The sequence below is a fragment of the Myxococcus sp. CA039A genome, from assembly GCF_013336645.1.
GTDB classification, from domain to species: domain Bacteria; phylum Myxococcota; class Myxococcia; order Myxococcales; family Myxococcaceae; genus Myxococcus; species Myxococcus llanfairpwllgwyngyllgogerychwyrndrobwllllantysiliogogogochensis.
The window spans coordinates 1-15,694 of the sequence record NZ_JABUMQ010000037.1; the positions used below are offsets into that span (position 1 = coordinate 1).

The 15,694-nt window shown below is 68.5% G+C and carries 14 protein-coding genes; 11 read left to right on the forward strand and 3 right to left on the reverse strand.

Translation table 11 applies throughout. The annotated features are described in order from the left end of the window. Window positions 1-588: Clp protease N-terminal domain-containing protein (locus HR086_RS08685; protein ID WP_305794057.1), on the reverse strand; the 588-nt coding region annotated here is incomplete at its 3' end. A gap of 232 nt (window positions 589-820) precedes the next feature. Between HR086_RS08685 and HR086_RS08690 the strand changes: the two genes are divergently transcribed. The 8 genes from HR086_RS08690 (at window position 821) to HR086_RS08725 (ending at window position 10,034) form a co-directional block, all read left to right on the forward strand. Continuing rightward, a complete protein-coding gene (locus HR086_RS08690) occupies window positions 821-1,534 on the forward strand; it encodes a YIP1 family protein (protein ID WP_141643769.1) in 714 nt (237 codons plus the stop codon). After that, window positions 1,531-2,871, forward strand: a complete 1,341-nt coding sequence (locus HR086_RS08695) for a TolC family protein (RefSeq protein WP_174465343.1) — start codon at window positions 1,531-1,533, stop codon at window positions 2,869-2,871. Before HR086_RS08690 ends, HR086_RS08695 begins: the two co-directional genes overlap by 4 nt. After that, complete coding sequence (locus tag HR086_RS08700; protein WP_141643767.1) at window positions 2,868-4,133, forward strand: efflux RND transporter periplasmic adaptor subunit; 1,266 nt, start codon at window positions 2,868-2,870, stop codon at window positions 4,131-4,133. The genes HR086_RS08695 and HR086_RS08700 overlap by 4 nt, the downstream gene beginning before the upstream one ends. Further along, window positions 4,130-4,882, forward strand: coding sequence for an ABC transporter ATP-binding protein (locus HR086_RS08705; RefSeq protein WP_141643766.1), 753 nt, complete (start codon window positions 4,130-4,132; stop codon window positions 4,880-4,882). The genes HR086_RS08700 and HR086_RS08705 overlap by 4 nt, the downstream gene beginning before the upstream one ends. Beyond that, window positions 4,879-6,117 (forward strand): ABC transporter permease, encoded by a 1,239-nt coding sequence (locus HR086_RS08710; protein ID WP_141643765.1) that lies wholly within the window; start codon window positions 4,879-4,881, stop codon window positions 6,115-6,117. Before HR086_RS08705 ends, HR086_RS08710 begins: the two co-directional genes overlap by 4 nt. A 4-nt stretch (window positions 6,118-6,121) precedes the next feature. After that, window positions 6,122-7,354 (forward strand): ABC transporter permease, encoded by a 1,233-nt coding sequence (locus tag HR086_RS08715; protein WP_141643764.1) that lies wholly within the window; start codon window positions 6,122-6,124, stop codon window positions 7,352-7,354. Window positions 7,355-7,410: 56 nt separating this feature from the next. Further along, a complete protein-coding gene (locus HR086_RS08720; RefSeq protein WP_174456687.1) occupies window positions 7,411-8,415 on the forward strand; it encodes a cysteine synthase A in 1,005 nt (334 codons plus the stop codon). 197 nt (window positions 8,416-8,612) lie between these two features. Then, window positions 8,613-10,034 (forward strand): RICIN domain-containing protein, encoded by a 1,422-nt coding sequence (locus tag HR086_RS08725; RefSeq protein WP_174465344.1) that lies wholly within the window; start codon window positions 8,613-8,615, stop codon window positions 10,032-10,034. A 9-nt stretch (window positions 10,035-10,043) separates the two neighbouring features. Here HR086_RS08725 and HR086_RS08730 read toward each other — a convergent pair whose 3' ends face one another. Then, entirely contained in the window at window positions 10,044-10,712 is a 669-nt protein-coding gene (locus HR086_RS08730) for a hypothetical protein (protein ID WP_141643761.1), read from the reverse strand. A 214-nt stretch (window positions 10,713-10,926) separates the two neighbouring features. On the opposite strand from HR086_RS08730, the gene HR086_RS08735 reads away from it, so the two are divergent. The 3 genes from HR086_RS08735 (at window position 10,927) to HR086_RS08745 (ending at window position 15,341) form a co-directional block, all read left to right on the forward strand. Then, complete coding sequence (locus HR086_RS08735; RefSeq protein WP_141643760.1) at window positions 10,927-12,720, forward strand: choice-of-anchor X domain-containing protein; 1,794 nt, start codon at window positions 10,927-10,929, stop codon at window positions 12,718-12,720. Window positions 12,721-12,838: 118 nt separating this feature from the next. Continuing rightward, window positions 12,839-14,146 (forward strand): hypothetical protein, encoded by a 1,308-nt coding sequence (locus HR086_RS08740; protein ID WP_174465345.1) that lies wholly within the window; start codon window positions 12,839-12,841, stop codon window positions 14,144-14,146. Between the two features lie 7 nt (window positions 14,147-14,153). After that, window positions 14,154-15,341, forward strand: a complete 1,188-nt coding sequence (locus tag HR086_RS08745; protein ID WP_174465346.1) for a hypothetical protein — start codon at window positions 14,154-14,156, stop codon at window positions 15,339-15,341. Here HR086_RS08745 and HR086_RS08750 read toward each other — a convergent pair. Continuing rightward, window positions 15,329-15,694 (reverse strand): GatB/YqeY domain-containing protein, encoded by a 366-nt coding sequence (locus tag HR086_RS08750; RefSeq protein WP_141643757.1) that lies wholly within the window; start codon window positions 15,692-15,694, stop codon window positions 15,329-15,331. The genes HR086_RS08745 and HR086_RS08750 overlap by 13 nt on opposite strands.

A 15,694-nucleotide genomic window follows, 5' to 3' on the forward strand; every position in this document is an offset into this window, starting at 1 on the left:
GAGGGCGGGAGTGGTGACGCGTGGCGGCGGAGGCGGCAGCGGGGGAAGTGCCGGGGGCGCGCTCGGCAGCGAGCGCGGCAGGCTCACCGCCACGGCGGAAGCGGGCAGGGGAGACGGAGGTGCACCGAGCGGCCGGCTGGGGGCGGGGCGCGCGCCCAGGACGTGCGTGCGACCGGGCTGGAGCTTGCGAGGCATCCGCCCACTCACGAAGTAGGACACCGCCGTGGTCCGCAGGGTCGCCAGATCCAACCCCGTCTGCACCAGCAGCTCTTGCGCGACGCAGCGCACCCGGGTCACCGCGATGAGCAGGTGCAGGCAGTCGGCTTCCTGCGAGCCGCAGCTCGTGGCGATTTCCCGGGCTTTCTCGCGCAGTTCGCGAACCTGTCCGTCCGTCTCCGCCGGGGCCGCGGTGAGCAGGTGGAGGAGGGCATCCTCGTCCACACCCCGCTCCTTCAGCAGGAGCTGCGCCCGGTTCTCCACCGTGAAGAGCGCCAACAGCACGTGGGCCGAAGTAATCTTCTGGGCCACGCTCCGGGCGATGTCATTCGCTTCTTGGAGGACCTGGGCCAGATCCGTGCTTTCGACCATTCGAGCTCCGGCAAGCGTGCAGCCGAGCGGAATACACCCTCTCGATCCCGACGGCAAAATTTCCGCAACAGGTTGCTACAGGTCTGCGGAATCCTTGAGGTAGAAAGCCGCGCAACCTTCCATGAGGATGGAATTCGGTTGGCCGGCTGCCCGTTCACCGCCGCGATTTTTCGACTGGCCGAGCAATTGCCTGAGGGGGAGCGCCGTACATCCCTCCGAGACCACTCACTCTATGACCTCACTCGTCCAACCCGTGCGCGTCTTCATCGACCCTGTCGAGGGAACGCCCGCCGCCGTCGAAGCCCGCCGTTGGGTCTGGCCCCTGCTCATCCTCGCGCTTTGTGTGTCCGCCTCCGGGACGCTGTTTTCCCTTCGCTGGGACGCGACCCCGGATGTCATCCGTGAACTCCAGGCGTCCGGGGAGATGGCGACCATCTCCGAGGCCGACCTGACCGACAAGATCCAGACGACGACCCGCAAGGCGCTCGTCGGAGGCATCGCCAAGGGCGTCTTCGTGATGCCGATGGTGGCGCTGCTGCTGGCCGCCATCCTCTGGGTGGTGTCCTGGCTGTTTGATCGCCCCGCCCACTTCGAGCAGCTGATGTCCGTGGCGGCGCTGGCGCTGTTGCCCATCGCGCTGTACCACGCGGTCCTCACGCTCTGCATCGCCGCGCAGCACACGCTCAGCGTCGCTCGCGTCGCGCAGCTGGTGCCGTCGCACCTGGGCGCGTTCCTGGGGACCCTCAGCCCGAAGATGGCGCGCGTGGCGTCCACCGTGGACTTCTTCAACCTCTGGAGCACGGGCCTGTTGGGCCTGGGCTTCGCCGCCGCCACCGGTATGCCCCGCGGCCGCGCGCTGATCCTGGCACTGGTGCTCTACGTGATGTTCGCGGGGGTGTTGATGGTGGGCCTTCCCGGAGCGGAGATGGCGGGAGGTGGCCGATGAACGCGCTCCTCGTCGCCGTGCTGCTCTCCGCCGCTCCCGCGCCCACGCGCCTCACCCTGGACGAGGTCCGCACCCAGGGCCGCCAGAGCACCACCGCGCTCCAGGCGCTGCTCGACCTGGACATCGCCAGTGAAGACGTGCGCGTGACGCGCTCGGCGCTCCTGCCGCAGCTCTCCGTCAACGCCTCGGTTGGCAAGAACTGGTTCGGTCGCCGCAAGTCCTTCAACCTGGTGCCGGACCCGAACAACCCGGGCGAGTTCGTGCAGATCCCCGTCGAGTCGAAGCCGACCAGCACGGGCGACTACGACCTGGGCTTCATCCTCAATCAGGTCATCTACGACAGGGCGCGCTGGAAGCAGCTGGAGCAGAGCGGCGTGCTGCGCGATGCGCAGACGAGCCAGGCGCAGGAAGAGGCGGACACCTCCGAGCTGGAGGCCATCCGGCGGTTCTTCACGCTCTTCCGCTCCCAGGCCACCCGCCAGGTGCTGGAGGCCACCGTCAAGCGCAGCGAGGAGCAGCTGGACCGCGCGCGCTCCCTGTTCCAGGCCGGACGCGTGGGCAAGGTCGAGGAGATCTCCGCGCTGGTGAACCTGGGCAATGACCGCATCACCTTCGTCCAGTCCCTCACCACGTTGGTGACGGACCAGACGCAGCTGGCCGTGTGGTTGACCCGTCCCGGCACCGAGCCCCTGGAGGCGGTGGATCCGGGCGTGCTCACCTCGGAGCCCGCGCCCGCGCCCACCATCGAGCAGGCCATCGACTCCGCCCGCGAGCGGCGCCCGCTGCTCAAGGCGCTCCAGCTTCAGGTGCGCTCGGCGGAGCTGCAGCGCTCCATCGCCCGGGCGGACTACCTGCCCGTGCTGTCGGCCCGTGGCCTCTACACCCGCCAGGGCCCGGACGCGGAGCAGGTCTTCACCGAGCCTCGCCTGCAGAACAACTTCCTGGGCAGCATCAACCTCGAGTGGAACGTCTTCAACGGGTTCATCACCCCCGCCCAGACGCGGCGCGCCGAGGCCGGCATCCGCAAGGCGCAGCTCACGCTGGCGCAGTCGGCCCGGGAGATCGAGGGCCAGGTGCGTGCCGCCCACCAGTCGCTGGAGGCGCAGATGGTCGCCGCCCGGCTGTCCGCCGAGAACAAGGAGGCCGCCTTCCAGGGCCTCCGGCTTGCGGAGGAGCGCTTCAAGGCCGGTGCGGGCTCCACGCTGGAAGTCCGCGATGCCCAGCTGAACCTCACGCAAGCGGAGCTGAGCTTGTTGGAAAACAGGATTGATGTCGAAATCGCCCGCTTCAGTTTGTTGCGGGCCATGGGCGCCCTGAGCCCGGGAGAGACGAAATGAAGTGGTGGAAGGGTGCGATTGCCGGTGCGCTGTTCCTGGGTGCCGCGGCCATCACGGCTGGAGGACTGAAGGAGCGTCCGCCGCCGTCCCAGGAAGTGCAGATCGCCAAGGCTCGCAAGGGCACCATCACCCGCACCATCACCGGTGCGGGAAAGGTGCAGGCTGCGACCACGGTGAAGATCTCCTCCAGCCTCTCCGGAGACCTGGTGGAGCTGCTCGTCAAGGATGGCGAGCCGGTGAAGAAGGGGCAGGTGCTCGGGCGCATCGACAAGCGCATCTACGAGGCCGCGATGAAGCAGGCGATGGCGTCGCAGAACGCCGCGCGCGCCGACTCCCAGGTGGCGGAGGTGGAGGTCAGCCGCACCACGTCGGAGCTGGGACGGGTGGAGGGCCTGGTGACCAAGGGCCTGGCGTCCGGCGCGGAGCTGGACATCGCGAAGGCGAGCAAGAACACGGCGGAGGCGCGGCTCGCGTCCGCCCGCCAGCAGCTGGCGCGCAACATCGCCATCGTCGAGCAGGCGCAGGCGGACCTGTCGAGGACGACGCTGTCGTCGCCCATCGACGGCAACGTCATCGAGCTGTCGCGCGAGGTGGGTGAGCGCGTGCGTGGCTCGGAGCTGGCCGAGGACGTGGTGATGACCATCGCCGCGCTGAGCGCCATGGAGGTGAAGTTCGAGGTGGGTGAGCACGAGGTCGTGCACCTGAAGCCGGGCCAGCCCGCGGACGTGACGCTGGACGCGCTGGAGGGGCAGACGTTCCAGGGCTCGGTGGTGGAAATTGCCCAGAAGGCGCTCATCAAGAACCCGGGCACGGAGGCGGAAGTGACGAGCTTCCCTGTCACGGTGGCGCTGGACATGCGGCCGCCGGGCGTGCTGCCGGGCATGAGCGCGGAGGCTCGCATCTCCGCGGAGACGCACGATGACGTCATCCTGGTGCCCATCCAGGCGGTGACGGTGCGCGCGGAGCGCTCGCTGCCGGACTTCAAGGAGTCGGTGGAGGGCGGCGCGCTGAAGGCCAAGCGCACCGAGACGCTCGCCAAGGTGGTGTTCGTGGTGGACGCGGCGAACAAGGCGCAGGTGCGGCGGGTGCAGACGGGCATCGCCTCCGACACGGAGCTGGAGATCCTCTCCGGGCTGAGCGATGGGGACCGCGTGGTGGAAGGGCCCTACCGCACGCTGTCGAAGGAGCTGAACCACGGGGACAATGTCCAGGCGCCCGAACCGGGCGAGGGTCCTGGCGCGAAGGGCGGTCAGAAGTCGTGAGTGACGGCAGCGGCGCCGGCACAGGCCGGCTCATCCAGGTGGACGACATCACCCGCGTCTTCCATGTCGGTGGCGAGGAGGTGCGCGCGCTGCGAGGCGTCACCTTCGGCATCAGCCGAGGGGAGTGGGTGGCCATCATCGGCCAGTCCGGTTCTGGCAAGAGCACGATGATGAACGTGCTGGGCTGCCTGGATACGCCCACCAGCGGCCGCTACATGCTCAACGGCAAGGACGTGTCGCGCATGAGCGACGACGAACTCGCCGTCATCCGCAACGTGGAGATCGGCTTCATCTTCCAGACGTTCCAGCTGCTGCCGAAGGAGACGGCGCTGGCGAACGTGGAGCTGCCCCTGGTGTACCGGGGCATGGCGGCCAAGGAGCGGCGGGAGCGGGCGAAGGCGGCGCTGGACAAGGTTCAGCTCACGCACCGCATGCACCACCGACCCAACGAGCTGTCGGGTGGTCAGCGTCAGCGCGTGGCCATTGCCCGCGCGCTGGTGTCTGAGCCCTCCATGCTCCTGGCGGACGAGCCCACGGGCAACCTGGACTCGGCCACGGGCGAGGAGATCGTCCGGCTGTTCGAGCAGCTCCACCAGGCGGGCCACACGCTGGTGCTCGTCACGCACGAGCCCAAGCTCGCGGCGCGCTGCCCCCGGGCCATCCGCCTGAGCGACGGAGAGATTGTCGCCGACGGTCCCGGGCGTGAAGTGGCCATGGGCGTCGCCGGCCCGATGGTGGCAGGCGTATGAAGAACGCGACGAGCCTGCGGGTGGATGTCCTGGAGGGGGCGCGCATCGCCGTGTTCTCCCTGCGCGCCAACCGCCTGCGCACGGTGCTGACGACGCTGGGCATCGGCATCGGCGTGGCCACGCTGCTGGCCATCGTCGGCATCATCCAGGGGCTCAACACGTCCTTCCACCGACAGCTCGCGAGCTTCGGCGCCAACACGCTCTACGTCTCCAAGTTCCCGTGGATGATCAAGGGCGATTGGTGGAAGTACCGCAATCGCAAGAACTTCACCCTGGAGCAGCTGCCCCGGCTGCGCGCCATGGCGCCGTTCATCACCGCGATGTCCCCGTCCGTCTCGCGGCTGTCGGACGTGTCGTACGGCGGCGAGCAGATGTCGTCGGTGCGCATCCAGGGCGTCAACCACGAGTACCTGGGCATCGCGGGCTTCGACATCACCGGGGGCCGCTTCATCACGGAGTCGGATGAAGAGGTGACGCGTCCGGTGGCGGTGCTGGGCGCGGACGTGGCGGAGCGGCTGTTCCCCGGCATCAGCCCGGTGGGACGGAGCATCCGCGTGGACAACCGCTCCTTCCAGGTGGTGGGAACGCTCAGTCGGAAGGGGAAGGTGGTCAACGAGAGCATGGACCTGCTCGTGCTCATCCCCTTCAAGACGTTCTACAGCAACTTCGGCAAGGGCCGGCCGTTCGAGATCGCCATGGCGGTGGCGGACGCGTCCCAGGTGCGCATGGCGGAGGACCAGCTCATCGGCATCCTGCGGCGCCTGCGCGGCACGGAGCCGGGTCAGCCCGACGACTTCAACATCAACAAGCCGGAGGCGATGGCGCAGACCTACGCGCAGCTGACCGGCGCGCTGTACGGCGTGGCGGTGGGCGTGGGGCTCATCACCTTGTTGGTGGGCGGCATCGGCATCATGAACATCATGCTGGTGTCGGTGCGCGAGCGGACGCGGGAGATTGGCGTGCGGCGCGCGCTGGGAGCGCGCAAGCGCACCATCGTCGTCCAGTTCCTCATGGAGGCGGCCAGCGTGTCCGCGGTGGGAGGCCTGCTGGGAACGACGGTGGGATTGGGCACCGCCAAGGTGGTGTCGCTGATAACGCCGCTGGCGGCGGACGTGCAGACGTCCACGGTGCTGGGTGGGGTGTTCTTCGCCGCGCTGGTGGGCCTGCTGTTCGGCATCTGGCCGGCGGCGCGCGCGGCGAACCTGGACCCCGTGGAAGCCCTTCGGTACGAGTGAGTCGATGCGAGCCTTCCTGGACAATCTGCGGCTGGCCCTGGGGACCTTCCTGGGCAACCCGCTGCGCTCCCTGCTGACGCTGTTGGGCATCGTCATCGGCGTGGCCACGGTCATCACGATGATGGGCCTCATCGAGGGCCTGCGCACCAAGGTGAACCGCGACCTGGGCCGGCTGGGGGCGCACACCTTCCAGCTCACCAAGTGGCCCGCGGGCGGCTTTGGCCGCTTCAACTGGGCGAAGTTCGCCAAGCGCCCGGACATGGGCCTGGAGGACGTGCGCGCCATCGAGATGTTCTGTCCGTCGGTGGGCGTGGTGGCCCCGTCGGACGACCAGGGCGGGCAGAAGGTGTCGACGGTGAGCGCGGAGACGCGGCCGTCAGTGCGCATCATCGGCGCGTCCACGACGTACCCGATGACGAGCGGTGTCTCTGTGCAGTCCGGCCGCTACTTCAACGAAGTGGAGGGCATGGACGGCCGCAACGTGGTGCTGCTGGGCGTTGACGTGGCGGACCTGCTCTTCCCCGGCATCGACCCGGTGGGCTTCGAGGTGCGCATCCAGAACCGGCCGTTCCGGGTGATTGGCGTGCTCCAGCGGCGCGGCAGCTTCCTGGGCATGGTGAGCATGGACAACCAGGCCCTCATCCCCCTGCGCGTGTTCCAGCAGCTCTACGGCAAGGAGCGCTCGCTGGACATCGACATCCAGGCGAAGGACCCGAGCCTGTTCCGCAAGGCGCAGGACGAGGTGACGACGCTGATGCGGCGTCGGCGCAACGTGGACCCGGACCAGCCCAACGACTTCGAAATCCACACCAACGAGTCGGTGACGGCGTCCTTCAACCAGCTCTCCCAGGTCATCACCATCGCCGGCATCGGCGTGTGCCTGCTGTCGCTGGTGGTGGGCGGCATCGGCATCCTGAACATCATGCTGGTGTCGGTGATGGAGCGGACGCGGGAGATTGGCGTGCGCAAGGCGCTGGGGGCCAAGCGGCGGCGCATCCTCGGGCAGTTCGCCACGGAGGCCGTGCTGCTGGCGCTCTTTGGCGGTGGCCTGGGCGTGGGCCTGGGCTTCGGGCTCGTCTTCCTGGGCGACTGGATGGTGGGTTTCCCCATGTCCGTGCCGCCCTGGGCGGTGGGCCTGGCCCTGTCGATGAGCTGCGGGGTAGGGCTGCTGTTCGGAATCTACCCGGCCGCCCGCGCCGCGAAGCTGGACCCCGTCGAGGCGATGCGCAACGAGTAGCGGGCCCCGGTCCGTCGTCGGTTGCCTCCCTCCCCGGACTCCATTAGGGGAGGGGGATGGCGCCACGCATCGGCTCGCTGTGGGACTCGGTGGGAAACACTCCGCTGCTTCGCATCGGTTCTCTCAGCCGCATCACCGGCTGCGAGATTCTGGGCAAGGCGGAGTTCATGAACCCTGGCGGCAGCATCAAGGACCGCGCCGCCAAGGGGATGATTCGCCGCGCGGAGGAGGAGGGACTTCTCCATCCGGGCGGCACCATCGTCGAGGGCACCGCGGGCAACACCGGCATCGGCCTGGGGCTCCTGGGCCGCGAGCGCGGCTACCGCGTCGTGGTGACGATGCCGGACAACCAGGCGCGCGAGAAGTACGAGCTGCTGGAGGCCATGGGCGTGGAGGTCCGCAAGGTGCCGCCCGTGCCCTTCGCCAACCCCGGCCACTTCTTCCACCAGGCGCGCGCGCTGTCCGAGCAGCACGGCTGGTTCTGGGCCAACCAGTTCGAGAACACGGCCAACGGCGACTTCCACTACGAGACGACGGGGCCCGAAATCTGGGAGCAGTGCGAGGGCCGCGTGGACGTGCTCGTCGTCTCCGTGGGCAGCGGCGGGACGATGTCCGGCGTCAGCCGTTTCCTCAAGGAGAAGAACCCCGCGCTGCGCGTGGTGCTCGTGGATCCGCCGGGCTCCGGCCTCTACTGCTTCGTGCGCGACGGGAAGCTGGAGTCGTCGGGCTCCTCCATCACCGAGGGCATCGGCATCATGCGGCTCACCGCCAACTTCAAGGCCGCGCGCGTGGACGAGGCGATGCGCCTGGGGGACGAGGACATGCTCGACACCCTCTACCACCTGGCCCGCGAGGACGCGCTCGTGGTGGGCACGTCGGCCGCTCTCAACGTGCGCGCCGCGTATGAGATTGCCCGCCAGCACCCCGGCTCGGGCCTGCGCATCGTGACGTTCCTGTGCGACCACGGCAGCCGCTACGCCTCCAAGGTCTTCAACACGGAGTTCCTCGCCTCGAAGCAGCTCCGGGTGAAGCCGCTGCCCGTCAACCTCGCCGCGCGTTGAGCGGCGCCCGTCCAGCCCGCGCCGAAAATGCGGACCCCGGCGCAAGCGCGTTCAGGGTCCTCTCAACTGTCCGACAGGACTGGATAGTCTTTCTTCGTTTTCTGGAAAAGCTGTTGTTGCGGGTTTAGGGCGACGCTACAGGTGCGCGACCCATCCGTCCCCATGTCGGGGACGGGGGCTCACCTCATGGAGTCCGCATGTCGCGCATGGTGTTGCCGTTGAGAGCCCTGGTGGTGCAATCCGCGCTGGCGGCCGTGGTGCTGGCCTGTTCCGGGCCGCCGGACGCCGCCTCTTCCGGAGAAGAGCCGCTGGGCCGGCAAGAGGGCGCGGCGCTGGCGACCCGCGTCGTCGGCTACTTCCCGACGTGGGCGGGCGACGTCAACACCATCCCCTACGACAGGCTCACGCATATCAACTACGCCTTCGTGGTGCCCACCGCGCAGGGTGGGCTCACGGGGCCGAGCGGGACGGACGCACGGCTTCGCTCGCTCGTCACGGCGGCGCACGCGCGAGGCGTGAAGGTGCTCATCGCCGTGGGCGGGTGGAACGACGGCAATGACAGTGGCTTCGAGTCGCTCGCGGCGAACGCGGGCACTCGCACGGCCTTCGTGAACAACCTGGTCAACTACGTCAACGCGGCGGGGCTGGACGGCGTGGACATCGACTGGGAGTACCCGGACCCGGGCGCTTCCGCGCAGAACTACGCGGCGCTCATCCGGGAGCTGGGCGCGGCGATGCGCTCGCGCGGCAAGCTGCTCACGGCCGCGGTGGTGGCCAACGGCTACTACGGCGAGGGCATCCCCGCCTCGACGTTCGCCGACTTCGACTTCCTCAACATCATGGCGTACGACGGCGGGCAGCCGCATTCGACGTACGACTACGCCGTCCAGTCGCTCAACTACTGGAAGGGGCGGGGCCTGCCGGCGTCGAAGGCCGTGCTGGGCGTGCCGTTCTACGGGCGCTCGCCGTCGTCGTATGTCGGCTACGCGGACCTCGTCGCGCGCGACTCGCAGGCGCCGTACAAGGACAACGTGGGCGACGTCTATTACAACGGCATCGCCACCATCCAGGCGAAGACGCGGCTGGGGCTCCAGCAGGGCGGCGGGGTGATGATCTGGGAGCTGACCCAGGACACGCGCAATGACACGTCGCTGCTGCTCGCCATCTTCAACGCCGCGCAGGGCGGCGGTGGCGCCACCCGCTACCGCATCGTCAACAAGTCCTCCGGCCGCTGCCTGGACATCAACGGTCCCAGCACCGCGGACGGCGCGACGATTCACCAGTGGGCGTGCCACACGGGCGCCAGCCAGCAGTGGGTGCTGGAGCCCACCGACAGCGGCTACGTCCGCATCGTGTCCCAGTACAGCGGCAAGGTGCTGGACGTGCGCGACGTGAGCACCGCGGATGGCGCGGGGCTCCAGCAGTGGACCTGGTCCAACGGTGGAAACCAGCAGTTCCGCACGGTGGAGACCTCCGGCGGGTTCCATCGCATCGAGGCCCGACACAGCGGCAAGGTGCTGGATGTCACGAGCTGCGGGACGAGCGCCAACGGCACCGTCATCCAGCAGTGGACCTGGTCCAACAACGACTGCCAGCAGTTCCGGTTGGAGGCCCAGTAACGAGGGGCCTCAGTGCGGTGCCGAGAAGCGCCCGGTCTCCAGCGACGCCGCGCCCGGGCGCGTCTTGCGGAACACGTAGTAGTCGGCGGGCCGGGCCCAGTGGGAGCCGCCCGCGTCGTCGAGCGCGGCGGGGCCCCGGGGCGGTAGCTTTGGGACCAGGTACGCGGCGAGTTCCTGGTCGCTGAAGGTGTACTTCCCCCGCAGCTCCTTCACCACGGCGACCAGCTCCAGGTTCTCCTCGGCCGCGGCCTCCGCCGCGTCGCCGTGGTGGTCGTTCGTCACCAGCAGCCCGCCGACCTTCAGGTACTTGCCGCAGGCACGGGAGATTCCTCCGGCATACAGCGCCAGCAGCAGGTCGAAGCTCTCCTCGAGCGCGGGGATGGGCTGCAGGTAGTCCTGCGAGACGAAGCGCACGTGGGCCTTCTGGGCGTACTGCTGCCGGGAGGATATCTTCCGCAGCACGCCGTCCTTGTTGGCGAAGAACCCCTGCGCCAAATCGTTCCGGTCCACGTAGACGACGTGCTGGAAGAAGAACGACGGGGTGATGTGCACGAAGCACCCCGGGTACAGCACGGTGTCCACGGCCACGAACCGCTCGCGGAGCAGCTCGAAGAGGCCCGCGCGCTCGAGCTGATGATCAACCACGAAGCCCTGGTAGATCTCCTCGACTCTCTCCATTTCCTGGATTTGAGCCGGTTTCTGGGCTGCCGTACAACTTTGGACCCTCTCGGGAAAGGAGAGGCGCTGTAGCGCGGAAAGTCACAGTCCGAGTGACGGTTGTTGCCTCAAGAGACACATCCCTCTGGTGTGTGTGGGCTTCTCTCGGGGTGCTGGTCCTGGCCTGCGGGGTGCACTTGGAGGGGTCGCCGTAAATCCCCTGGAGGCGACATCCATGAAGAAGTGGTCCCCGAAGAAGGCCCTGGGCCTGAAGTGGGCTGGGTCCGGTGTGCTCGCAATCGCATTGTGCATGACGGGTTGTGGTGGAGAGGCGCTGGAGAGCCCGGCTCCCCTGGAGGAGCGGCCCCAGGCGGCGGTGGCCGAGCCGACGCCCACCAACAAGCCCGCGCCCATCATCCAGTCGCTCGACGTGGTGGCGCAGGACGACGTCCTGGGCACCGCGACCCGCAGCCTGGTCCGAGTGCGGCTCGCCCAGAGTCAGCAAGGCCTCTTCACGGAGGTCCCCGTGGTGTCCGATACGGGCAAGCCCGTGGTGCTGAGAGATCAAGGCACGGAGGGTGACGAGCAGGCCGGAGATGGTGTGTTCTCCGGCTTCGCCGAGGTCGACCTCGAGCTGCACCGCAAGACGCAGGACCGCATCACCGCGGCGCAGAACCGGCAGCCCAACGAGCCGCTGACGTTCGCCGTCTTCAACAACCGCGAGCTGGTGGAGGAGCGCCGGGTGGTGGCTCTCTCATCGGACGTCTTCCGTCCGCGCGTCCCCATCCCCGTGACGCCCGTGGGCCTGCTCGCCGACGTCAGGCCGGCCAAATCCCTCATCATCACCCATCCGAACGTCATCAACGACCCGACGCGGACGTATGACCCGTGCTCGAACTCTGGCAACCCGAACGGGGTGTGGACGTTCAACCACCTGATGACGGAGATGGCGAGCACGTTCGTGACGCCGTCGGCCCTCACCGAGCAGTGGTTGCTGCAGTGGAACGCGAACCAGACGCTCAACGGGTGGACCGTCCCGGCGCGCACGCAGGTGGTGCCGCGCATCCTGAACCCGTGGCCGAAGATCGCCGGCACGCTCGACATGACGAAGTCGGCGTTCAAGCTGGTGGCCATCTTCAACCGGTTGGACCTGGGCAAGGGCAATGGCCCGGTGGGCTACGGCGGCTCCAGCGGTGGCGGTGAGCTGCGCTTCGTCTTCGCCGCGGTGGACAAGAGCGCGGGCTGCGTCATCCGGCCGCTGCTGGTCATCTTCGAGTACGGCGTGCCCATCTCCGGCTGCCTCAACGTGAAGAGCTGGGCGCAGCAGTGGATGCAGCTGTCGAACCCGCTGATGGTGCTGGGCAGCCCGGCCTACAACGCGGCGCTGCAGGCGCTCACGGAGCAGGTCGTCGTCGCCGGCGCGGCGCCCACCAAGCCCAACGGCAACGCCATCAACCAGATTCGCACCAACGACTTCATGCTCGCCTCGCCCTGGGAGCTGCGGGAGTTCCACCTGTTCGACACGGGCGCGACGCCGAACTTCCTGTCGGAGACCACGGTGGCGTTGACGCCGGGAGACGCGCGCAACAACACCACCATCTTCCGCGACTTCGTGAACACCAACCAGGCGGCCATCCTCGCCAACACCTACGGCGTGCCGGCCACCTTCGCGAGCGTGAACTTCCTGGGCGCCAACCCGCGCGTCCCAACGCCGTCCAGCACGTTCTGGCGGGCCACCGGCATCGTGAACAACACCGCGCGGCACAAGTTCTCGTTCAACACGTGCAACGGCTGTCACGCGCGTGAGACGAACACGCCCTTCACGCACATTGGCGAGACGGGCGCGCTGTCGGCCTTCCTCTCCACGGGCATGGTGAACCCGCTCACGCCCTTCAACGTGGCGGACCCGGTGGACGGCACGGTGCGCAGCTTCTTCGAGATTCGGGACCGCGCGCAGCACCTGGACTCCACCGCGAACCAGTCCTGCCTCACCCGCGCGTTCGACGTGCGCAACCTCGCGGTGCACTGATGTGAAACGCGGGTCCGGGGGGAATCTCCCCGGGCTTGCACAAATTCCGCACGAACATTCCTCATGAAGCGCACAGGCTGGCCATCCGGGTTGCACACCGGGGGGCCAGTCTGGGCCCATGAACATCCCTGTTTCCGCGCCGCGTCCGCAGCGGACGTCCGACGGCCCCATCCGAAGGGCCTTCCGGTGGCTCGTCGCCCACCACGTCTTCGGCAGTCTCTTCATCGTCATCTTCGCCACGGCGGTGATCGCCGGCCAGGTGGCGGACCGGGCGGACTTCGCCAACTCGGAGCTGGCAGCGGGCGTGGAGGACCGGTGGGGTGCTCCCGTCGTCCAACCCGCGCCCTCGCTGCGCTTCGTGCACAGCGGCACCATCTTCACCGAGCTGAAGCCGCTGGCCTTCGACCGTCAGCACGTGGAGGTGCTGGCGAAGATGAACTACCGCAAGCGCGGCCTGCGCTACTTCTCCGGCTTCGACTTCAACCTGGGCGCGGAGTACGCGGTGGTCAACCGCGAGGGCCACGACATCGACGTGGCGTTCATCTTCCCCATGGAGATGGACAAGTCGCAGGTGCTGCTGTCGGAGCTCCAGTTCCTCGTGGACGGCCAGGAGGCCAGCCTGGACCTGGGTGATTCCGGCAACCGGCTGGTGTGGACGGGACGCATCGCGAAGGGCGCCACGGCCCGCTTCGTCATCCGCTACCGCGCCCGAGGGCTCGACTCCTTCATCTACAAGTTGGACCCGGCGCTCTCCGCGCGCGACGTCCGCCTGCACTTCGCCGTGGAGGGGGGCGACAACTACGACTATCCGGGGGGCGTGCTGTCCGCCTCGGCCGTGCAGACGGGCAGCGACACCGTGACACTGGACTGGGCCTTCCAGTCGCTGGAGTCCGGCGTCAACCTGGGCGTCATCCTGCCCTCGGAGAAGACGTTCGACTCCATGGTGTCCCGCATGGCGAGCCGCGCGTGGGTGCCGTTCCTCGCCCTGGTGGCGCTGCTCGCGGCGCTGGGCATGCGGCACAAGCGACAGCTCGCGCTGCATGAGGCGTATCTGCTGGCCGCCGTGTACGGCTTCTTCTTCGTGCTCCTCGCGTACCTGGCCGCCTTCATGAACTTCTATGGCGCGTACGTCCTCAGCGCGCTGGGACTGGGCGCGGCCGTGGTGGCCTATGCCCGCTGGCTGTTCCCCAAGGAGCGTATGGCGGTATTGGCGGGCCTCTGGGCGGCCACGCTGCTGGTGCCCACCGGCGCCGTCATCCTGGAGGGCTACACCGGCCTCATCTACACGCTGGAGATTCTCGCCGGCCTGCTCGGACTGATGGTCCTCTCCACCCGCGCCAGCGTGCGGGCCTTCCTCTCCGACTTGTCCCAGCCCGGCGCCGCACCTCGCGAGGCCGCCACCCCTGTCACCCCGGAAGCGAGCTGAGCCCACCATGCGGACCCTTTCTCTCCTCGTCGGATTCATGCTGCTCGCCCCGGAGGCCCTGGCCACGGGCGCCACCGCGGCCTCGACTTCTCCCGCGGGCACCGCCACCGTGCCGTTGGAGCAGCTCATTCCCCTCTACACGCAGCGCCAGGCGGATGTGCCCGCGCCTCCCACCGAGGCCCTGGTGAAGAGTGAGCTCAAGGGCCGGCTGTCGACGGATGCCCTCCAGGTGGAAGCGACCTTCCAGGTGGAGGTGCTCGCGGACGGACGTTGGACGCAGGTGCGCCTGCTCCAGCTCGACGCGGACACGTACCCCACCGCGCTGCCCACGCTGGAAGACGCCACGGTGGGCGTCGTGGACGGCTTCCTGTGCCTGCTCACGCGCAAGGCGGGGCGTCACGACTTCGAGGTGGGCCTCACGGTGCGCTCGTCGGGCACGGGACCTGAGCGTCGCGCGCAACTTCGCTTCGGACCACAGGCCTCTCCGGTGCCGCTCGAGCTGGAGGCCGACACGTCCGTCTTCACGCTGATGGAGCCGCTGCCGACCTCGGGGGAGGGCTACGCCGTCTATCCCGTGCAGGGCGTGCTGCGGGTGGGGTGGCGCGCGGCCTCGCTGGTGTCGCAGTCGATGAAGCCGCAGGTGCGCCCGCCGATGGAGCCTCGCATCGCCGAGGCCACCGCGACGTGGGTGTCCACCCTGGAGGGGCGTGCCTCGCTGCGCGTCAGCTACACGCTGAGCCTGGACCGCGAGCAGCCGCTGGAGTTGACGGTGCCGGAAGGGCACAAGTTGGAGCGTGTCACCCTCAACGCGGTGCCCGTGCCGGTGGAGGAGGCAACGGACGGCGTGCTGAAGCTGAAGGTCGCTCCGGCGCGGCTGGGTGAGACGGGCGGCGCGCTGGAAGTGGTGCTGGCGCGGGAGCTGGGCGTCTTCCACCTGTCCGGTCGGCTGAAGCTGGCGCTGCCCCGCGTCTCGTGGCCGGTGGCGGAGCTGCGGGCCCGTGCGCACTTCCCCGCGGTGTTCAACTACCGCCGCGAGGGTGGAAGCCTGGAGCAGGTGGATGAGGCCGCCGCCGTGGCGGAGAGCGCGCCCCTGCCGGGCAAGGTGCTGCACTTCCGTCAGTACCTGGTGGCCGCGTCCTCGCCCACGCTCGAGCTGGGCTACTCGGTGGACATCTCCAACAGCTACTTCCGCTGAAGCTCCAGGAGCACGTTCAACTGGGCCCTCAACGCGTTGGCCTCGTCGTGTCTGCCGAGGCTGACGTAGAGGGCCACCGCGTCCCGCCGTTCTTGAACCTCGCGTTCAATGACGGCGTTCACGGCTTCGGGCGTCAGGGCCAGGCGGGCCACTTCACCACTCCCCAGGCCACCGGCACTTCCCGCGAAGGCCCCATCCACGGCCGCTGGAGCGCCGCTTACGTCGGGAGCTTCCGCGTTGTCGAGGGCCGCCAGCACTTCACGAAGCACCGCCGAGGCAGGTGCGTTCCGAGCGCGAAGCGCCTCTTTCATCGCGGCGCGAAGCATCGCCTTCCATTCATCCACGGTTTTCAT

Excerpts from the sequence above, each read along its gene's own strand:
- HR086_RS08720 (WP_174456687.1), top strand. The coding sequence starts at position 7,411 with ATGGCGCCACGCATCGGCTCGCTGTGGGACTCGGTGGGAAACACTCCG.
- HR086_RS08700 (WP_141643767.1), top strand. The coding sequence starts at position 2,868 with ATGAAGTGGTGGAAGGGTGCGATTGCCGGTGCGCTGTTCCTGGGTGCC.
- HR086_RS08695 (WP_174465343.1), top strand. The coding sequence starts at position 1,531 with ATGAACGCGCTCCTCGTCGCCGTGCTGCTCTCCGCCGCTCCCGCGCCC.
- HR086_RS08735 (WP_141643760.1), top strand. The coding sequence starts at position 10,927 with ATGAAGAAGTGGTCCCCGAAGAAGGCCCTGGGCCTGAAGTGGGCTGGG.
- HR086_RS08690 (WP_141643769.1), top strand. The coding sequence starts at position 821 with ATGACCTCACTCGTCCAACCCGTGCGCGTCTTCATCGACCCTGTCGAG.
- HR086_RS08710 (WP_141643765.1), top strand. The coding sequence starts at position 4,879 with ATGAAGAACGCGACGAGCCTGCGGGTGGATGTCCTGGAGGGGGCGCGC.
- HR086_RS08750 (WP_141643757.1), bottom strand. The coding sequence starts at position 15,694 with ATGAAAACCGTGGATGAATGGAAGGCGATGCTTCGCGCCGCGATGAAA.
- HR086_RS08715 (WP_141643764.1), top strand. The coding sequence starts at position 6,122 with ATGCGAGCCTTCCTGGACAATCTGCGGCTGGCCCTGGGGACCTTCCTG.
- HR086_RS08745 (WP_174465346.1), top strand. The coding sequence starts at position 14,154 with ATGCGGACCCTTTCTCTCCTCGTCGGATTCATGCTGCTCGCCCCGGAG.
- HR086_RS08740 (WP_174465345.1), top strand. The coding sequence starts at position 12,839 with ATGAACATCCCTGTTTCCGCGCCGCGTCCGCAGCGGACGTCCGACGGC.
- HR086_RS08725 (WP_174465344.1), top strand. The coding sequence starts at position 8,613 with ATGTCGCGCATGGTGTTGCCGTTGAGAGCCCTGGTGGTGCAATCCGCG.
- HR086_RS08730 (WP_141643761.1), bottom strand. The coding sequence starts at position 10,712 with ATGGAGAGAGTCGAGGAGATCTACCAGGGCTTCGTGGTTGATCATCAG.